The organism is Pseudomonas sp. LTJR-52 (assembly GCF_003691465.1).
In the GTDB taxonomy this organism is placed as follows: domain Bacteria; phylum Pseudomonadota; class Gammaproteobacteria; order Pseudomonadales; family Pseudomonadaceae; genus Chryseomonas; species Chryseomonas luteola.
Genome location: NZ_CP033105.1, coordinates 51,291 through 69,336, shown reverse-complemented (window position 1 = coordinate 69,336; position 18,046 = coordinate 51,291). Strand labels below are relative to the sequence as shown.

Genomic DNA, 18,046 nt, shown 5'->3' with positions numbered 1-18,046 from the left:
CGCGTGCTCTGGCATTGCGCCATCGGTAAGGCCTTGGCATCTGCCTTGCTATGAAGGAGGTCAGCTAGTGCCCAGCTGGGTTACCCCTATTCAGGAGTCTGCAATGGTTATGCGCTTTACCGAAGAACACGAATGGCTGCGTCTGGAAGCCGATGGCACTGTAACCGTAGGCATTACAGACTATGCTCAGGATGCGCTGGGCGACTTGGTCTTCGTGCAATTGCCGGAGCTGCGCACCTACGCCAAGGGCGAAGAGGTGGCGGTACTGGAGTCGGTCAAGGCTGCCAGCAACATTGCCATGCCGATCGATGGCGAGATCCTGGAAATCAACGAAGCGCTTGGCGATGCCCCTGAGAAAGTCAATCAGGATCCTCTCGACGCCGGCTGGTTCTTCCGCATGCGTCCTGCCGATCCAGAAGCACTCGGCACGCTGCTCACCGAAGACGGCTACGCTCAATTGATCAAGGCTTGAGGAGGTGACCATGACCGATTTTCGCGACTCATTCAGCACCGCTGACGAATTCATTTCGCGCCACATCGGCCCGCGCGAGCTGGACATCGTGTCCATGCTCGACCTGCTGGGCTACGATTCGCTGGATGCCATGACAGCCAAGGTCATCCCGGATAGCATCAAGGGCACCAGCGTATTGGATTTGCCCCAGGGGCTGTCCGAAGCCGACGCCCTGGCCGAATTGCGTGGCATCGCCCGCAAGAACAAGCTGTTCAAGTCCTTTATCGGGCAGGGCTATTACAACTGCCATACCCCGGCGCCCATCCTGCGCAACCTGCTGGAAAATCCCGCCTGGTACACGGCCTATACGCCTTACCAGCCGGAAATCTCCCAGGGTCGTCTGGAGGCACTGCTGAACTTCCAGACATTGATCGGCGATCTGACCGGGCTTCCTGTAGCCAATGCGTCACTGCTGGACGAGGCCACGGCTGCCGCCGAGGCCATGACATTCTGCCGTCGTCTGTCCAAAAGCAAGGCCGAGGCCTTCTTCGTTTCCCTGCATTGCCACCCGCAGACCATCGATGTGATCCGTACCCGCGCCGAGCCGCTGGGTATTGAAATCGTAGTGGGTGTGGAAACGGACATCGACGATCACGGCCGTTTCTTTGGTGCCCTGTTCCAGTACCCGATGACCACGGGCGAAATCCGCGATTACCGTGAAGTCATCGAGGCCTTCCATCAGGCGGGTGCCCTGGTCGCCGTCGCGGCTGACCTGATGGCCCTGACATTGTTGACCCCACCCGGCGAGTTTAACGCGGATGTCGCTATCGGCACGGCCCAGCGCTTTGGCGTACCGCTCGGCTTTGGCGGCCCGCACGCTGCGTATTTTGCCACTCAGGACAAATACAAGCGTGACATGCCCGGCCGTGTGGTGGGCGTATCCATCGACCGTCATGGCAATCCGGCCTATCGGCTGGCGCTTCAGACCCGTGAGCAGCACATCCGTCGTGAGAAGGCGACGAGCAACATTTGCACAGCTCAGGTCCTGCTGGCCAACATTGCCAGCATGTATGCCGTCTACCACGGTCCGGAAGGTCTCAAGCACATCGCTACGCGCATTCATCGCCTGACTGCCCTGCTGGCGACCGGTCTGCATGCACTAGGCCATCGCACCCAGGAAACCTTTTTCGATACGCTGACGCTGGTATTTGGCGACAAAACCAATGCGATTCACGAAGCGGCCCGCGCCAAAGGCTTCAACCTACGCGTGATCCGTGACACCGACCTGGGGGTTTCGCTGGACGAGACCACCACGGTCGAAGACGTCATGGCCCTGCTGGAGCTTTTCAGCGATGGCCAGCCCGTGCCTTCCCTGGATAGCCTGCTGGACCAGGCCGAGGAGCATTTGCCGGCAACGCTGCGTCGTCAGTCCGCCTTCCTGACGCACCCTGTTTTCTCCCAGTACCGCTCCGAAACCCAGCTGATGCGCTACCTGCGCACCCTGGCGGACAAGGATCTGGCGCTGGACCGCACCATGATCCCGCTGGGCTCCTGCACCATGAAGCTCAACGCGGCCAGCGAGATGATCCCGATCACCTGGGCCGAATTTGGCAATTTGCATCCCTTCGCACCAGCCGACCAGACCGAGGGCTATGCCCAGATGACCGCGGAGCTGGAGCAGATGCTATGCGCCGCTACGGGCTACGACGCCATCTCCCTGCAACCCAACGCCGGCTCCCAGGGTGAATACGCGGGCCTGTTGGCCATTCGCGCTTATCATGAAAGCCGCGGCGATACCCAGCGCGACATCTGCCTGATCCCGTCGTCTGCCCATGGCACCAACCCGGCAACCGCCTCGATGGCCGGTATGCGTGTGGTCGTAGTGGCCTGTGACAGCCGCGGCAATGTGGATGTGGGTGATCTGCGTGCCAAGGCCCAGCAGCACGCTGCCAATCTGGCCGCGCTGATGATTACCTATCCTTCCACTCACGGCGTGTTCGAAGAGGCGATCCGCGAGATCTGCAGCATCGTTCACGAGCATGGCGGTCAGGTCTACATCGATGGCGCCAACATGAACGCCATGGTGGGCCTGTGCGCGCCAGGCAAGTTTGGCGGAGATGTGTCTCACCTGAACCTGCACAAGACCTTCTGCATCCCGCACGGTGGTGGCGGTCCGGGCGTAGGCCCGATTGGCGTGAAATCCCATCTGGCGCCGTTCATGCCGGGTCATGCCGGGCTTGAGCGCAAGGAAGGTGCAGTATCGGCGGCGCCCTACGGCAGCGCGAGTATCCTGCCCATCTCCTGGATGTACATGAAGATGATGGGCGGCGAGGGGCTTACCCGTGCCTCGCAGATTGCGATCCTGAATGCTAACTACATCGCCCGTCGTCTGGAAACCCATTACCCGGTGCTGTACTCGGGTGAAGGCGGCCTGGTGGCGCACGAGTGCATTCTCGATCTGCGTCCGCTCAAGGAAACGAGTGGCGTGACCGTGGACGATGTGGCCAAGCGCCTGATCGACTTTGGCTTCCATGCGCCTACCATGTCCTTCCCGGTAGCCGGCACGCTGATGATCGAGCCGACCGAGAGCGAGTCCAAGGCCGAGCTGGATCGCTTCTGCGACGCCATGATCGCCATTCGCGAAGAGATTCGTGCCATCGAGGCCGGTACGCTGGATGCCAATGACAATCCGCTCAAGAACGCGCCGCATACCGCACGCGAGCTGACCGGCGAATGGACGCATCCCTACAGCCGCGAACAGGCGGTGTACCCGTTGCCATCGCTGGTGAACGGCAAGTACTTCCCGCCCGTGGCGCGTATCGACAACGTATACGGTGACCGCAACCTGATCTGCTCCTGCCCGCCGATCGAGGCGTATCAGGACGCGTGATCCGCAGCGGATGCGTATCACCTTGCCCATCTCCTCCTGCCTATTCCGCAGAAGGAGATGGAGCGCCGTGATGCCTGTCAACTGGCCGGGTACATGGTCTCAACGCGGTTTCACCGTTACGGCTTTTACGGCTTTACTGTAAGGCACGTCCATGCTTGGCGCGGTGTGCCGTTAGCCATGCCTGACCGGCCCTTTTGCTCGCGTTGGACGCGACTGCACGACTCATGAAGGAGTCCCCATGACCGAATCACTGCTCAAAACCCCACTCCATGCCCTGCACCTTGAACTGGGCGCACGCATGGTGCCATTCGCCGGTTATGACATGCCGGTGCAATACCCCCTTGGCGTACTTAAAGAGCACCAGCACACCCGCGCCCAAGCCGGATTGTTCGACGTTTCCCACATGGGCCAGATCCTGCTGACGGGCGACAGTACCGCCGCCGCGCTGGAAGGGCTCGTTCCGGTCGATATCGTAGGCCTGCCGGTAGGCATGCAGCGGTACGCCTTGTTCACCAACGAGCAGGGCGGCATTCTCGACGACCTCATGGTCGCGAACCTGGGCGATTGCCTGTATCTGGTCGTGAATGCCGCGTGCAAGCATCAGGATCTGGCGCACCTCAAAGAGCACATCGGCTCGCGCTGCCATGTCGAGCCCCTGTTCGAAGAGCGGGCGCTCCTGGCCTTGCAGGGACCGGCAGCCGTGACCGTGCTGGCGCGACTGGCGCCGCAGGTGTCCGGCATGACGTTCATGAACATTGCCCGCGTCACGCTGCTGGATTACGACTGCATCGTCAGCCGCAGCGGGTATACCGGTGAAGACGGCTTTGAAATTTCCGTGCCGGTAGAAGGCGCCGAAGCGTTGGCCCGGGCCCTACTGGCCGAGCCGGAAGTACAAGCCATTGGCCTGGGCGCGCGTGACTCCCTGCGTCTGGAGGCAGGCCTGTGCCTGTACGGCCATGATATGGATACGCAGACAACGCCGGTTGAAGCCAGTCTGGTCTGGGCGCTATCCAAGCCGCGTCGTGCAGACGGTGCGAGGGCCGGTGGTTTTCCTGGCGCCGAGACCATCTTTGCCCAGCAACAGAATGGTGTGGCGCGTAAGCGTGTCGGTCTGCTGGTGCAGGAGCGGGTGCCGGTCCGTGAGGGTGCGGAACTGGTGGACGCAAACGGTGCGGTGATCGGAAGGGTGACCAGTGGCGGCTTTGGCCCAACCCTGGGTGCGCCGGTTGCGATGGGTTATGTCGACAGCGCCTATGCAGCGCTGGACACCGAGCTGTTTGCCATGGTGCGCGACAAACCGGTTGCCGTTAAGGTCGCCAGGATGCCTTTCGTACCGCAGCGCTATTACCGAGGATAAGCCTTCCGGTTGTGGCGTTCAGAAAGGCAGGTACAAAAAAGCCGTGCGCGGTCAAACCGGCACGGCTTTCTTACATCCATTGCTTCAGCGATTCAGCAGTTTACGACGGCCATCGGGCCAAACTTCCCACAACTGATCGTTGATCCGCTGGACCTGACTGGTCACGCGGTTGCGCTGTACATCGATAGAGGCCTGGATCGACTGGCTGACAGAACGATCGGCTTGCTGATAGCCCACCCCTTGCATGGCAGGCTGACCCAAAGTGTACTCTCTCATACGCATGTCCTGCTCGTTAAGGGATTGACCGGCGCGCATAGTACGCGCTGTCGCTAGAGACAGGCTAGAGAGGGATTTGCTCACACCGTTAGTCAGAAGCGTGATCGGCAAAGCAAATCAGGCCTTATTAATTCGCTTCGTCATAGGTTTCCACCCTGAACAGGTACGCGACAGCAGCAACGATGACGCAAAACTACCCCCTTATAGGAGCGCTGGGGCTGGGCTGGTAAGGGTACTGCGCTACGCTCAATTGCGGCAGGGCAATGATAAGCGCAGCGCAGAAAAGGTCGATCGGCTTATAGCTTGATCCAGGTCGCTTTAATCTCGGTGTACTTGTCGAAGGCATGCAACGATTTGTCCCGCCCATTGCCCGACTGCTTGAAGCCACCGAAGGGAGCTGTCATGTCACCACCATCATATTGGTTGACCCATACGCTGCCGGCCCGTAGCGCCTTGGCTGACAGATGCGCCTTGGAGATGTCACGCGTCCAGACCGCCGCGGCCAATCCGTACTGGGTGTCGTTGGCGATCTTGATCGCTTCCTCAGCTGTGTCAAAGGTAATGACAGACAATACCGGTCCGAAGATTTCTTCCTGAGCGATCTTCATGGCATTGGAAACGCCATCAAAAATGGTCGGCTCAACGTACACGCCACCGGTTTCCTCCAGGATGCGCTTGCCCCCAGCTACCAGCTGCGCACCGTCAGCGTGACCGGCTTCGATGTAGCCGAGCACGGTATTGAGCTGCTGCGTATCCACCAGGGCGCCGACATTGGTTTCCGGGTCCAGCGGGTGGCCCGGTTTCCAGGTTTTCAACGCCTCGATCACCAACGGCAAGAACTGATCCTTGATCGAGCGTTCGACCAGCAGGCGTGATCCGGCTGTACAGACTTCGCCCTGGTTGAAGGCGATGCCACTGGCTGCTGCCTTGGCGGCTTCCTCCAGGTCTGGTGCATCGGCAAATACGATGTTCGGGCTCTTGCCGCCTGCTTCCAGCCAGACGCGCTTCATGTTGGATTCGCCCGCGTAGATCATCAGCTGCTTAGCGGTGCGGGTCGACCCGGTGAACACAAGGGTGTCTACGTCCATGTGCAGGCCCAGCGCCTTGCCTACGGTATGACCATAGCCTGGCAGCACGTTGAGTACGCCCGCCGGAATGCCGGCCTCGATGGCCAGCTGGGCAATACGGATAGCGGTCAGCGGGGACTTCTCGGAAGGCTTGAGCACGACCGAGTTACCGGTCGCTAGGGCCGGGCCGAGCTTCCAGCAGGCCATCATCAGCGGGAAGTTCCACGGCACGATAGCGGCAACGACACCCACCGGCTCACGCGTAACGAGGCCCAGCTCGTCGTGGGCAGTGGCTGCGACTTCATCGTAGATCTTGTCGATGGCCTCGCCATTCCAGCGCAGGGCGCGGGCGGAGAGTGGAATATCGATGTGATAGGAGTCGCTGATGGGCTTGCCCATATCCAGCGTTTCCAGAAGGCCAAGCTCTGCAGCGTGCTGCTCGAGCAGATCGGCGAAACGGATGATGATCGCTTTGCGCTTGACGGGCGCCATGCGCGACCAGACGCCGGATTCGAACGTGGCACGGGCGCTGGCAACTGCCCGGTCGGCGTCGGCAACATCACAGCTTGCTACCTTGGCCAGAAAGCGGCCGTCGACGGGGCTGATGCAGTCAAAGGTCTCACCGGAGGCGGCATCACAGTATTCGCCCTGGATGAAGGCGCGGCCTTCAATGGTCAGGCTCTGGAAGCGCTGCTCCCATTCGGCGCGGGTTGGCGTGCTCATGCTGGTTTCCTCTCAAACAGGGTAGAAGAGGCGGTGGCCGTGAAGCCTGGCGCATCCGCAAAGCTGTCAGCCACCCTAAACCAGCCCAAGGGTGTTAGCAATATTTAACAAAGCCTTTGTTACAAGGCTGATATGTTCAAATTATTGAACACTTTTGAGCTTAGCGTGTGGCCTCTAGTGTGACCTCGAAGATCAGCGGCGAATAGGGCGGGATCAAATCACCGGCGCCTTCATCGCCATAGGCCTGTGACGAGGGCACCACGATGCGCCATTGCGACCCAACCGGCATCTGGGTCAGGGCTGTGCGCCAGCCGGGAATGACGCTGGACAGCTTGAACCATTGAGGAGTCTGCTGTTCATCGAAAGTGCTGCCATCAGGCAGTTTACCGATATAGCGGACCTGCACCTGGCCATCGGCTTTGGGTTGCGGCCCGGTGCCCTGGCGGATAACGGTTACCAGCACGCCGCCTGGCAATTCCTTCACACCATAACGGGTCTTCTCATTGACCAGAAAGCGGGTTTCCGCCTGCCTGGCGGCTTCCACATTGCTGGATTCCTCCTGCTGGTCGATCGCTTCCTCATGTTGGGCTACCAGCTCATCGATCTTTTTCTGATCCATTGCCAGCGGCTCGCCCTTGTAGGACTGATTCAGGCCTTTGATCAGGTCGTCGATTTGCAAGTCCGGCAACTCGCTTTTCAAGCGGTTGCCGATTTCGGTCCCCAGGCTATAGGCCAGCTCGTCCTTGACCTTGTCCTCGGCGTGCGCCGCCAGAGGAAGGAGCAGACACAGGCTTAACAGCGAAAGGCGTAACATCTACAACATCCTCATGCATGAAGAGCGGCCTGGATAAGCGTATCCAGAGCGCCAGGTTCAGCCGTACCCGCCGGACCGGCCAGTGCGGTCAGCCAGCCAGCCGGGTCAGGCTGGGAATTAAGGGGCCAGCCTACACTGGCCTGCTCCAGTCGTGTAAGCAGTTCGTGCTCGGCGTCCAGCTCCAATTGTTTCAAGCGTTCACGCAGCGCGGCGAGTGCAGTATCGGTTTGCGCGGCTGGCTTCCAGTAAGTGCGTAGCACGCGCAGGGGCTCCACAACAGTCGCCCGCCAGGGGGCCGCCACGATCTCCAATAGCCGCTGGCGCTCAATCATTGGTGCCACGCCTCGGTTGCCCAGCCAGGCACCGGTCAGCAGCAGGCAGACATCCGCGCCGGCGCTCTGTAATGTCAGGCAGGCCTGGGTGACATCGGGTCTGGCATACAGCGCAAGTGCATAGGGCCAGAGCATTTTTTCCATGATAAGAGTCCTGTAGGCAAGGCGGTCCTGTTGACGATGGGCATGACGGTCAGCGAAGAGTGCTTGCCAGCGGGCGCGAAACCGCCTTTACTCGCCAGTTTCCAAAGGCACCGGTGCTGTCCGGCTCGCCTCACTAGGTCAATAGGCTCTACACTCGCCGCCATGATTCGAATACATAACCTTACCTTACAACGTGGCCCACAGCGTTTGCTGGAAGGTGCCGAACTGACGCTGCACCCAGGCCAGAAGGCCGGTCTTGTGGGTGCCAACGGAGCGGGCAAGTCCAGTCTCTTCGCCCTGCTGCGGGGGCAGCTCGTGCCGGATGCCGGTGATTGCCAGCTACCGGCGGCCTGGCGAATTGCCCACATGCGCCAGGAGGTCGATACCCTCGATCGGCTGGCGGTCGACTATGTCCTGGATGGGGATGTTCACCTGCGTGATATTCAGACCGGGCTGGTAGCGGCAGAAGCCGCGCATGACGGCAATGCCCTGGCGCGCCTGCATGCCGAGCTGGAAGCAGCCGATGGGTATACCGCAGACGCCCGGGCCCGCAAACTGCTGGCTGGGCTTGGTTTCATGCCGGAGCAGATGGAGCGCCGTGTAGGCGACTTCTCAGGCGGCTGGCGGATGCGTCTGAACCTTGCACAGGCACTGATGTGTCCTTCCGACCTGCTGCTGCTCGATGAGCCCACCAACCACCTTGATCTCGACGCCATCCTTTGGCTGGAAGACTGGCTCAAGGGCTATCCCGGTACGTTGCTGCTGATCTCCCACGATCGCGACTTCCTCGATGCCGTGGTCGATCAGATCGTTCACCTCGAACAGCAAAAGCTGACGCTTTACCGCGGCGGTTACTCTGCCTTCGAGCGTACCCGTGTCGAGCGGCTGGCCCAACAGCAGCAAGCGTACGAGAAGCAGCAGGCGCAGCGCGCGCACATGGAAAAATTCATTGCGCGCTTCAAGGCGCAGGCTACCAAGGCACGCCAGGCCCAGAGCCGGATCAAGGCCCTGGAGCGGCTGGAAGAATTGGCGCCTGCCCATGTGGATTCGCCGTTCGATTTCAGTTTTCGTGAGTCCGACAAGCTGTCCAATCCGCTGCTGGACCTGAGCGAAGGCCGTCTCGGCTATGGCGACAAGACCATTCTGCACCCGGTCAAGCTGCAACTGGCGCCCGGTGCCCGTATTGGTCTGCTGGGACCGAACGGGGCGGGTAAGTCCACTCTGATCAAGACCCTGGCTGGCGAACTGCAACCGCTGGGCGGCCGCCTGACCTGCGGTGAGAATCTGGCCATCGGCTATTTTGCCCAGCATCAGCTGGACTCGCTTGACCCCAAGGCCAGCCCGCTGTTGCACCTGCAGCGTATCGCGCCGGGTGAGCGTGAGCAGACGCTACGGGATTTCCTCGGAGGATTCGACTTCCGTGGCAATCGCTGCGATGAGGCTGTCCTGAATTTTTCCGGTGGTGAAAAGGCGCGTCTGGCCCTGGCCCTGATTGCCTGGCAAAAGCCCAACCTTCTGTTGCTCGACGAACCGACCAACCACCTGGACCTCGATATGCGCCTGGCGCTGACCATGGCCCTGCAGGAATTCTCCGGCGCGGTGCTGGTGGTCTCCCACGACCGTCATCTGCTCAAGAGCACGACGGATGAGTTTCTCTTGGTCGCCGATGGTCGCGTACAGGCCTTTGACGGCGACCTGGACGATTATGCCCGTTGGCTCGTGGAGTTTCGCGCCCGCCAGCAACCTGTGTCTGCCCCGGATGCCAATGCCGACAAGGTCGACAAGCGAGCCCAGCGCCAGGCAGCGGCTGCGCTGCGCCAGCAGCTCGCCCCGCTCAAGCGCGAGGCAGACAAGCTCGAAAAGGAGCTGGGCAAGGTCCAGGAAAAGCTAGCTGCACTCGAAACACGTCTGGGCGACAGTGGTCTGTATGAAGCATCACGTAAAGAGGAGCTTCGAGTGGCCTTGGCGGAACAGGCACAACTGAAATCACGCGAGAGCGAACTGGAAGAAGGCTGGCTGGAAGCCCTCGAGCGGCTGGAAAGTCTGCAGCTGGAACTGGAGAACGCCTCGTGATCGAAGAACTTCATTCTCTTATTCCGGCAGGTTGGGAGCGCGGCGTCATTCTGGGCGTGCAGGTCCTGGCTATCCTGCTTGCCGGGTATATCCTGCAACGCTTCATCGCACGGGCCATTACCCGCATCGGCGAGCGTTATCACTTGCCGCCGCAGTTCGTACTTGTCATGCGGGGCTTGCTGCGCTGGCTGATCATGGGCAGTGCACTGCTCATGGTTCTAGAACGCTTCGGTGTGTCCGGCTCGGTTCTCTGGGCGGCACTTTCCGGCTTTATCGCGGTGGCTGCAGTTGCGTTCTTTGCCATCTGGAGCGTCCTGTCCAACCTGTTCTGCGCGCTGCTCATCTTTACGGTAGGGCCGTTCCGGCTGGGCGATCGGGTCGAGATCATCGATGCGGCGGACAAGCCCGGCGTGAAAGGACGTGTCGTGGCGATCAACATGCTGTATACCACGCTGGAAGACATGACCGAAGGCGTCAACAGTGAGGAAGCTGCGCTGTTGCAGATTCCCAATTCGCTGTTTTTCCAGAAGGCTGTTCGCCGCTGGCGTGGTACAGACGTACCCTTCACCTTCCTGGATCGCTGATAAAAGGAGTTCCCTATGGCGCTGCATACATGGCTGGCCTTTCTGCTAGCTTGCTGGGTGATCAGTCTTTCCCCTGGCGCAGGCGCCATTGCTTCCATGTCGGCGGGGTTGCGTCATGGTTTCTGGCATGGTTACTGGAACGCTATTGGCTTGCAATTGGGGCTTGCGTTGCAGATTGCCATTGTCGCCGCCGGGGTAGGGGCTCTGCTCGCAACCTCGCAACTAGCGTTCGCGGTAATCAAATGGTTCGGCGTGCTGTACCTGGTCTACCTCGCCATCCGGCAGTGGAAAGCCGCGCCCATGGACTTTTCCAACGCACCCAAACCCGGCGCTACCGCCAGCGCCTCTTCGCTAGTCTTTCGTGGTTTCCTGGTGAATGCCAGCAATCCCAAGGCCGTTGTGTTCATGCTGGCGGTATTGCCTCAGTTCATCAATCCCAGTCAGCCGCTGCTGGCTCAGTACCTGATCATTGGCGCTACCATGGTCACGGTCGACCTGATCGTTATGGCCGGGTATACCGGTCTTGCCGCCAGGGTGCTGCGCGTATTGCGCACGCCACGTCAGCAGCGGCTCACCAACCGCGTCTTCTCTGGATTATTCATGGGCGCTGCCGGGCTGCTGGCCACGGTTCGGCAAGCTGTTAGCTGAGTCTGATACACCGCTAATCCTTTCATGCCAGCCGATCCGCTTGCCAGAGCGGATCGGCTGCCCGTGCCCGGCTATTGCCACCTCTCTGCGCGTCTTCGTGCCACAACCGTCTTGCACAAAAACCTGAAAACAGGGACCTGACAGGCTTGTAACAAAGCATTACAAGTAGAACACTATGGCTAATGCCATCCATTCTTGTTTGGAATCCGTTCATGTTTAAGCTGTACCGGCTGTTTGCTGTACTGTTGTTGCCCCTGCTTGCTTCATTCAGTCCGGCCGTGCAGGCCGAGCCCGCGGATGAGGCCGCCCACGCCTTGCATATCTTGGGCTACCTTGGCGCGGATTATCCCGCCACGGTGAGTAAGGGCGCCGTTATCAAGGAAGCGGAATACCGCGATCAGCTGGATCTCCTGCATACCTTGCAAAGTCTGATCGAAGGTCTGCCGGCGCGTCCTGAACGGACCGAGTTGGAGCAGGGCGTCACCCACCTGCGCGAGGCCATCACGCAAAAGGCCGACGGCGATGCGGTCGGACAGGAGGCGAGGGCGTTAGCCGCTCGACTGGCTCAGCTGTACCACGTGACGCAGGCGCCGGCCATTACTCCGGATCCAACCCGTGGCGCACCGCTTTACGCCCAGCAGTGCGGGGTTTGTCATGGTAACACCGGGGCGGGCGACGGCCCGGCCGGCATCGGTCTGGAACCCCCTCCCGGCGATCTGCGCGATCCGGCGCGAATGGATCACCTGAGCCTCTACGATATCTACAACACTGTCACGCGGGGCATCGACGGCACGGACATGCCTTCCTTTGCCAATCAACTCGATGAGCGTCAGCGCTGGGATGTGGCGTCCTACATTGCAAGCTTTAGTGCCGATCCGACGAACGCGGGTGCGGCCTCGTTCGATCTGGCGCAGCTGGCGGGCCGCACACCTGCCGAAGTGGCCGCCGCACAAGGAGATGAGGTTGCGGCCGCGTTCCGTGCCCAGCGTGCCAAACCGCCTGTACAGCAACGCGGCCCTGCCCAGCTGATCGATTACACCCGGGCAACTCTGGATAAAAGTCTGGCGGTCTATCGCGAAGGCGAACATGACCAGGCTTATGACCTATCGGTGGCAGCCTATCTGGAAGGATTCGAACTGGTGGAAAGCGCCCTGGATAACCTGGACGCGACCCTGCGCAAGGACACCGAAAAAGCGCTCATGGCTTATCGGCAGTCCTTACAGGATGGCCTTGCCGTGGAGGAAGCCCAGGCTCGCCTGGACATAGCCAAGACGAAACTGGCAGCAGCCAGCGACTTGTTGAGCGGCGGTGGCATGTCCACCTCGCTGAGCTTTTTCGCCAGCCTTCTGATCCTTGTCCGTGAAGGTCTGGAAGCCATTCTGGTATTGGCCGCCGTGCTGGCCTTCCTGCGCAAGACCGGCCAGCAGTCCGCTATCCGTAGCGTGAACATCGGCTGGGGCCTGGCCATGCTGGCTGGTGTCGCTACCTGGGCGGTGGCAGCGTATGCGCTCAATATCAGTGGTGCCCAGCGGGAATTGATGGAAGGCATTACCGGCCTGTTCGCCAGCGTGGTGCTGCTGTGGGTCGGCGTCTGGATGCATGATCGCCGCAACGCCGCCGCTTGGCAGGACTACATCAAGAGCAGCCTCGTGGGTGGCGGTGGTCGTTTCGGCTTTGCCGTGCTGGCGTTCTTTTCGGTCTATCGCGAGCTGTTCGAAGTCATCCTGTTCTACGAGACCCTGTGGCTACAGGCCGGTCCGGCAGGTCATGCGGCGGTACTGGGCGGTGCGATTACCGCGGTTGTCCTGCTGGTAGGGCTTGCCTGGATCATCCTGCGAGGCTCCATGCGTCTGCCGCTAGGCCTGTTCTTCAGCGCCAATGCCGTCCTGTTGTGTCTGTTGTCGGTGATTTTCGCCGGGCATGGCGTGGCAGCTCTGCAGGAAGCCGGTGTGATCGGCACCCGTCCGGTACCGTTCTTTGATTTCGACTGGCTGGGTATCCACGCCGATGCCTACACCTTGACCGCCCAGGGCATCGCGATCGTGGCCATTGCGCTACTCTATGCCCGCAGCCGCTATGCCGAACGCCGTCGTGAGGTGTCAGGCGGCTCTGTCGGAAACGCGTAAGAGGTTTACATGCATATCTGGATCGACGCGGACGCCTGTCCGCGGGCTGCCAAAGAGCTGGTCTTCAAGTTTGCCCTGAAGCGCAAGCTCAACGTGATCATGGTGGCCGGGCAACCACAAATCAAACCGCCGTATGCCTGCGTGCGGTTGATCATTGTGGAAAGCGGGATGGATGCGGCAGACGACTACTTGGTCGAGCAGGCCCAACCGGGTGATCTGGTCATCTGCAGCGACGTGCCGCTGGCGGATCGGTTGGTGAAAAAGGGCGTGGATGTGCTCGACCCGCGCGGTAAGGAGTTCGATACCCGTAACATGGGCGAGCGTCTGGCGGTGCGTAACCTGATGACGGACCTGCGCGATCAAGGCCAGATGGGCGGCGGTCAGCCGCCCTATGGGGAAAAGGAAAAGCAGGCCTTTGCCAATTCGCTCGACCGCCTGCTTACTCGGTTGACCCGCTCGGCGTAGAGCCTGCTCAGGCAGGCTCTACGCTCTGCTCCTGCTCAGCTCTTGCCAGCCAGACTTGCAGCTGCGGCAGTGACAAGGGCTTACTGAAGAAATAACCCTGGATGAAGTCGCACTGATTTTCCCTGAGGAAAGTCAGCTGCTCCAGGGTCTCCACACCTTCGGCCACAACTCTGAGCTGCAGTTTGTGCGCCATGGCAATAATCGCGGCAGTAATCTCCATATCGGTCTGCTGATTAGGAATATCACGCACAAACGAGCGATCAACCTTGAGCGTATCGACCTTGAGCTTGCTCAGGTACGCCAGGGAGGAATAGCCACTGCCAAAGTCATCGATCGAAACCTTTACGCCAAGCGCTCGAATTCGTTCTAACAACTCAATCGCCAGGTTGAGGTTATGCATCAGAGCATTTTCAGTCAGCTCGAGCGTTAACGCCTCAGGCGGCAGCTCGGCTTCGCTGAGCGCTTCTTCCACGCGCTTGGGAAGGGTCCGATCGGTAAGGTTTAAAGGCGAGCAGTTTACTGCTACCCGTAGCTCGCCGTAGCCTAGGTCGCGTAGGGTTTTCAGGTCTCGACAGGCACGCCGCATGACCCAATGATCCAGCTCACCAATTTGCCCGCTCAGCTCTGCTACATGGACAAAGCGGTCAGGCCTGATGGGACCAAGCGTCGGATGATTCCAGCGAACCAATGCCTCCAGGCTGGCGGTAGTCCGCGCATCACTGGTAACAATAGGCTGGTAATGTACTTCCAGCGTGCCTTCAGTAATGGCCTGACGCAGTTCCTGCTCCAAGTGAAGCGTTTCCTCCGCCTGGGTCTGCAATTCCGGAGCAAAATGCAGGAAGCGATTACGCCCGTTGCGCTTGCACTGCCCCAAGGCGAGGCCTGCATTGCGCAGCAGTTCATTGGCGGAGCGGCCATCCTTGGGATAGTGGGCAATGCCGATGCTCAGCGTCATGCCTATCTGCTGTCCGCTCAGGTTGAAGGGCGGACGAAGCTGCTCCAACAGCCGCATGGCAAGGTGTTCACTGTGCTCAGGCTGTGCCTCAGGAACCAGGACTAGAAACTCGTTACCCTGACGAGCGACGTGGACGGTGCTATCAAGCACGGCCGTGATGCGTTGGGCAACCTGGGTAAGCAGATCGTCGCCCACGTTGTAGCCCAGGCTGTCATTGATTCGCTTGAAGTGATCCAGATCCAGATTGAGCAGGGCAAGGCCTTCTTCAGGGATGGCCTTGTTGATGATGCGCGCCAGTGTCTGAGTAAAGCTGTAATCGTTCAGAAGCTGGGTAAGCGGATCGAGCAACGTAACCTGACTCAGCGCCGTCGACATCTCTTCCAGGCGTACGCTCTGCTCATGAAAGCGGTGTTCCAGACGAGTAGCTGTCAGGCCTGCACAGATCACGACCAAGGTCAGAAATGCAATGATGGTCCCTAAAAGCCCATGATGGGCATCATGGGCCATCATCATGACCGGCGTATCTTCCGGGACCACTAGCGTTAGTGCGGCCATGCCAGTGAAGTGCATAGACACGATCGCACCGCCCAGAATCAGGCTACCCAGGATCATGAGCAATTGGGTATGGCGACCGGCTTGGTTACGGACGTAAAACGCCATGATCAGTGCCGCCAGAGACGCCAGGATAGCCACCAGGATTGAGGCCAGGAACAGGAACGGGTTGTACACCTGGACACCAACGGAATTGATTGCGGACATTCCGGTGTAGTGCATGGCGGCAATGCCGCAGCCCGCTGCGACCGATGCTGCCAGGTATTCCCAAGTAGCAAGCCGCTCACGGCTGATAAGCCACATGACAACGCAGGACACGGCAACGGCGATGCCTAATGACAGCAATGTCATGCTGTAGCCGTACTGCATGCTGACCGGCGAGGCATAGGACAGCATTGCAATAAAGTGCATTGACCAGATACCACTGCCCAGCGCCAGGCCACCTACACCACACCAGAGCAGACGGTTCTTACTCAAGGCGGCCGACGAGGCGCGTCTGGCCATGTAAAGCGCGGTATAGCCAGCCGCTGTTGCCACCAGATAGGACAGCAGAACCAGAACGAAATGATGATGGTCGGAACCGACCGGTACGAAGCCGTCAGGCAGGGATGTGGCAAGCAACATTATTACAGACTCGAAAGGACATCCTACTGCATCGATATATTCGATATCGCCACGGCAAGGCTACTGAATACGTTGGTAATGGCCTTATCGGCCGCCCGTCGGCCAAGCTTGAGGATGACCGACAGGTAGAGATGGGAAAAGAAAGAAAACTATTTTTTCGGAGCGCGTATCCGGCGCCACAGCCAGAGTACCACGCCCAGAACCAGCAGGGCGCCGAGCACCATCAGTTCGTAGCGCTTGAGATTGCCCAAGGCCCCTTCGAGCACTGCTCCAAAGTGATAGGCCGCCAATCCCAGGACAGTAGCCCAGACAATGGCACCGATACCATTGAGCAGCAGGTAGCGCGCCGGAGGATAGCCCGACATGCCAATGGCCACCGGCATTACCGTTCTCAGGCCGTAGACGAAGCGAAAGCTGAGCACCCATAGATCGGGATGACGGCGAATATGATCCAGCGCCTTGTCTCCCATGGCTTCCCAGCGAGGCTTTCGCTTGAGCAGCTTGCGACCGTGACGGCGACCCAGGAAATACCAGAGCTGGTCGCCTGCATAACTTCCCATGAAGGCCACCATGATGACCGTCTGGATGTTCATGTACTCGCGGAAGGCTAGAAAACCTGCCAGAACCAGAATGGTTTCACCCTCGAAGAACGTGCCGAGGAAAAGGGCGAAATAACCGAAATCATGGAGGAATTGTTGCAGCATCGTCACGACAACAGGGCGAAATGAAGGCGCAGCCTAACTCGGTTAGCCGCCGGAAGGAAGCTATCGCTTCGTCTAACCCTTTTTAAAAACAGGGGATTTGCATAGCGATGTGCCAAGCCGAAGCTAGGGGTCGTCTGCCTTAAACAGGGTTGATAGACATGCCTTATTGTCATCAGTTGTTACCATTCGGTCATGATAGTGACTTATAACTCATCACAATGACTCTGCTTGAGTCCGGGAGTACACCGTGAGTTTCACTTCAGTAAGCCGTTCCTTTCCATTCACGCGGATGCGCCGCCAGCGCCGGGATGACTTTTCCCGCCGTTTGATGCGTGAGCACACGCTGACCGTAGACGACCTGATCCTGCCGATGTTCGTGCTCGACGGCGAAAATCGCCGTGAAAGCGTGCCCTCCATGTTGGGCGTCGAGCGTCTATCCATCGATCTTCTACTGGAAGAAGCGGCTGAGCTTGTAGCATTAGGCATTCCTGCCGTCGCTCTGTTCCCCGTCACACCGCCTGAGAAGAAATCTCTCGATGGTGCCGAGGCTTACAACCCTGACGGTATCGCCCAGCGTGCCACGCGTGCGCTCCGTGAACACTTTCCGGAGCTGGGCGTGATTACCGACGTTGCGCTCGATCCGTTTACCACCCACGGACAGGATGGCATTCTCGATGAGAAGGGCTATGTGCTGAATGACATATCCGTCGAGGTGCTGGTCAGGCAGGCGCTGTCCCATGCGGCCGCAGGTGCCCAGGTCGTTGCGCCGTCGGACATGATGGATGGCCGAGTAGGAGCCATTCGCACGGCCTTGGAAGATGCGGGTTATCACAACGTGCAGATCATGGCCTACTCGGCCAAGTATGCGAGCGCCTATTATGGGCCTTTCCGGGATGCGGTCGGCTCGGCTGCCAATCTGGGCAAAGGCAACAAGGCGACCTACCAGATGGATCCGGCCAACAGTGACGAGGCCTTGCAGGAAGTGGCGGGCGATCTGGCCGAAGGGGCCGATTCCGTCATGGTCAAGCCGGGCATGCCTTACCTGGACATCGTGCGCCGGGTGAAGGACGAGTTCCGTGTTCCGACCTTTGTGTATCAGGTCAGCGGCGAATACGCCATGCACATGGCCGCAATCCAGAACGGCTGGCTATCCGAGGCGGTGATTCTGGAGTCTCTGCTCGCTTTCAAACGTGCCGGCGCTGATGGCATTCTGACTTACTTTGCCAAACGCGCTGCCCAACAATTACGTCAGGAGCGTTAA

The 18,046-nt window shown here is 59.6% G+C and carries 15 protein-coding genes; 9 read left to right on the top strand and 6 right to left on the bottom strand.

Annotation, left to right across the window (positions count from 1 at the left end; all coding sequences use genetic code 11):
• Window positions 1-103 precede the first annotated feature (103 nt).
• From gcvH to gcvT, 3 genes are all read left to right on the top strand, one after another.
• Window positions 104-472 carry a glycine cleavage system protein GcvH gene (gcvH, locus tag EAW52_RS00315; RefSeq protein WP_010796676.1) on the top strand — a complete coding sequence of 123 codons (369 nt, stop codon included), beginning with the start codon at window positions 104-106 and terminating at the stop codon, window positions 470-472.
• Window positions 473-482: 10 nt separating this feature from the next.
• Window positions 483-3,341 (top strand): aminomethyl-transferring glycine dehydrogenase, encoded by a 2,859-nt coding sequence (gene gcvP, locus EAW52_RS00310; RefSeq protein ID WP_122040996.1) that lies wholly within the window; start codon window positions 483-485, stop codon window positions 3,339-3,341.
• Between the two features lie 238 nt (window positions 3,342-3,579).
• Entirely contained in the window at window positions 3,580-4,698 is a 1,119-nt protein-coding gene (gene gcvT, locus EAW52_RS00305) for a glycine cleavage system aminomethyltransferase GcvT (RefSeq protein ID WP_122040995.1), read from the top strand.
• Between the two features lie 84 nt (window positions 4,699-4,782).
• Here gcvT and EAW52_RS00300 read toward each other — a convergent pair whose 3' ends face one another.
• The 4 genes from EAW52_RS00300 to EAW52_RS00285 all read right to left on the bottom strand — a co-directional run bounded on the left by EAW52_RS00300 (window position 4,783) and on the right by EAW52_RS00285 (window position 8,054).
• Window positions 4,783-4,974 (bottom strand): hypothetical protein, encoded by a 192-nt coding sequence (locus EAW52_RS00300; protein ID WP_122040994.1) that lies wholly within the window; start codon window positions 4,972-4,974, stop codon window positions 4,783-4,785.
• A gap of 296 nt (window positions 4,975-5,270) precedes the next feature.
• Complete coding sequence (locus EAW52_RS00295; RefSeq protein WP_122040993.1) at window positions 5,271-6,764, bottom strand: aldehyde dehydrogenase; 1,494 nt, start codon at window positions 6,762-6,764, stop codon at window positions 5,271-5,273.
• A 160-nt stretch (window positions 6,765-6,924) separates the two neighbouring features.
• Window positions 6,925-7,578 (bottom strand): FKBP-type peptidyl-prolyl cis-trans isomerase, encoded by a 654-nt coding sequence (locus EAW52_RS00290; protein ID WP_122040992.1) that lies wholly within the window; start codon window positions 7,576-7,578, stop codon window positions 6,925-6,927.
• 11 nt (window positions 7,579-7,589) lie between these two features.
• On the bottom strand, window positions 7,590-8,054 hold the full coding sequence (locus EAW52_RS00285) for a TIGR02444 family protein (RefSeq protein ID WP_122040991.1): 465 nt from the start codon (window positions 8,052-8,054) through the stop codon (window positions 7,590-7,592).
• A gap of 162 nt (window positions 8,055-8,216) precedes the next feature.
• On the opposite strand from EAW52_RS00285, the gene EAW52_RS00280 reads away from it, so the two are divergent.
• From EAW52_RS00280 to EAW52_RS00260, 5 genes are all read left to right on the top strand, one after another.
• Entirely contained in the window at window positions 8,217-10,127 is a 1,911-nt protein-coding gene (locus tag EAW52_RS00280) for an ATP-binding cassette domain-containing protein (protein ID WP_122040990.1), read from the top strand.
• Window positions 10,127-10,711 carry a mechanosensitive ion channel family protein gene (locus tag EAW52_RS00275; protein ID WP_233432108.1) on the top strand — a complete coding sequence of 195 codons (585 nt, stop codon included), beginning with the start codon at window positions 10,127-10,129 and terminating at the stop codon, window positions 10,709-10,711. Before EAW52_RS00280 ends, EAW52_RS00275 begins: the two co-directional genes overlap by 1 nt.
• 15 nt (window positions 10,712-10,726) lie before the next feature.
• On the top strand, window positions 10,727-11,359 hold the full coding sequence (gene rhtB, locus EAW52_RS00270) for a homoserine/homoserine lactone efflux protein (protein ID WP_010796685.1): 633 nt from the start codon (window positions 10,727-10,729) through the stop codon (window positions 11,357-11,359).
• A gap of 212 nt (window positions 11,360-11,571) precedes the next feature.
• Window positions 11,572-13,485, top strand: a complete 1,914-nt coding sequence (locus tag EAW52_RS00265; protein WP_122040989.1) for an FTR1 family protein — start codon at window positions 11,572-11,574, stop codon at window positions 13,483-13,485.
• Between the two features lie 9 nt (window positions 13,486-13,494).
• Entirely contained in the window at window positions 13,495-13,950 is a 456-nt protein-coding gene (locus EAW52_RS00260) for a YaiI/YqxD family protein (RefSeq protein ID WP_122040988.1), read from the top strand.
• Between the two features lie 7 nt (window positions 13,951-13,957).
• On the opposite strand, the gene EAW52_RS00255 is transcribed toward EAW52_RS00260, so the two are convergent.
• Complete coding sequence (locus EAW52_RS00255) at window positions 13,958-16,081, bottom strand: bifunctional diguanylate cyclase/phosphodiesterase (protein ID WP_256680698.1); 2,124 nt, start codon at window positions 16,079-16,081, stop codon at window positions 13,958-13,960.
• 149 nt (window positions 16,082-16,230) lie between these two features.
• A complete protein-coding gene (locus EAW52_RS00250) occupies window positions 16,231-16,785 on the bottom strand; it encodes a DedA family protein (RefSeq protein WP_010796689.1) in 555 nt (184 codons plus the stop codon).
• 247 nt (window positions 16,786-17,032) lie between these two features.
• Here EAW52_RS00250 and hemB point away from each other — a divergent pair, with 247 nt between their 5' ends.
• The gene (gene hemB, locus EAW52_RS00245) at window positions 17,033-18,046 is read left to right on the top strand and encodes a porphobilinogen synthase (protein WP_122040986.1); all 1,014 of its coding nucleotides are present in this window, start codon (window positions 17,033-17,035) and stop codon (window positions 18,044-18,046) included.

What these genes read in the sequence shown, in the direction of transcription:
- gcvH (WP_010796676.1), top strand. Translation starts at nt 104, where the DNA reads ATGGTTATGCGCTTTACCGAAGAACACGAATGGCTGCGTCTGGAAGCC.
- gcvP (WP_122040996.1), top strand. Translation starts at nt 483, where the DNA reads ATGACCGATTTTCGCGACTCATTCAGCACCGCTGACGAATTCATTTCG.
- gcvT (WP_122040995.1), top strand. Translation starts at nt 3,580, where the DNA reads ATGACCGAATCACTGCTCAAAACCCCACTCCATGCCCTGCACCTTGAA.
- EAW52_RS00300 (WP_122040994.1), bottom strand. Translation starts at nt 4,974, where the DNA reads ATGAGAGAGTACACTTTGGGTCAGCCTGCCATGCAAGGGGTGGGCTAT.
- EAW52_RS00295 (WP_122040993.1), bottom strand. Translation starts at nt 6,764, where the DNA reads ATGAGCACGCCAACCCGCGCCGAATGGGAGCAGCGCTTCCAGAGCCTG.
- EAW52_RS00290 (WP_122040992.1), bottom strand. Translation starts at nt 7,578, where the DNA reads ATGTTACGCCTTTCGCTGTTAAGCCTGTGTCTGCTCCTTCCTCTGGCG.
- EAW52_RS00285 (WP_122040991.1), bottom strand. Translation starts at nt 8,054, where the DNA reads ATGGAAAAAATGCTCTGGCCCTATGCACTTGCGCTGTATGCCAGACCC.
- EAW52_RS00280 (WP_122040990.1), top strand. Translation starts at nt 8,217, where the DNA reads ATGATTCGAATACATAACCTTACCTTACAACGTGGCCCACAGCGTTTG.
- rhtB (WP_010796685.1), top strand. Translation starts at nt 10,727, where the DNA reads ATGGCGCTGCATACATGGCTGGCCTTTCTGCTAGCTTGCTGGGTGATC.
- EAW52_RS00265 (WP_122040989.1), top strand. Translation starts at nt 11,572, where the DNA reads ATGTTTAAGCTGTACCGGCTGTTTGCTGTACTGTTGTTGCCCCTGCTT.
- EAW52_RS00260 (WP_122040988.1), top strand. Translation starts at nt 13,495, where the DNA reads ATGCATATCTGGATCGACGCGGACGCCTGTCCGCGGGCTGCCAAAGAG.
- EAW52_RS00255 (WP_256680698.1), bottom strand. Translation starts at nt 16,081, where the DNA reads ATGTTGCTTGCCACATCCCTGCCTGACGGCTTCGTACCGGTCGGTTCC.
- EAW52_RS00250 (WP_010796689.1), bottom strand. Translation starts at nt 16,785, where the DNA reads ATGCTGCAACAATTCCTCCATGATTTCGGTTATTTCGCCCTTTTCCTC.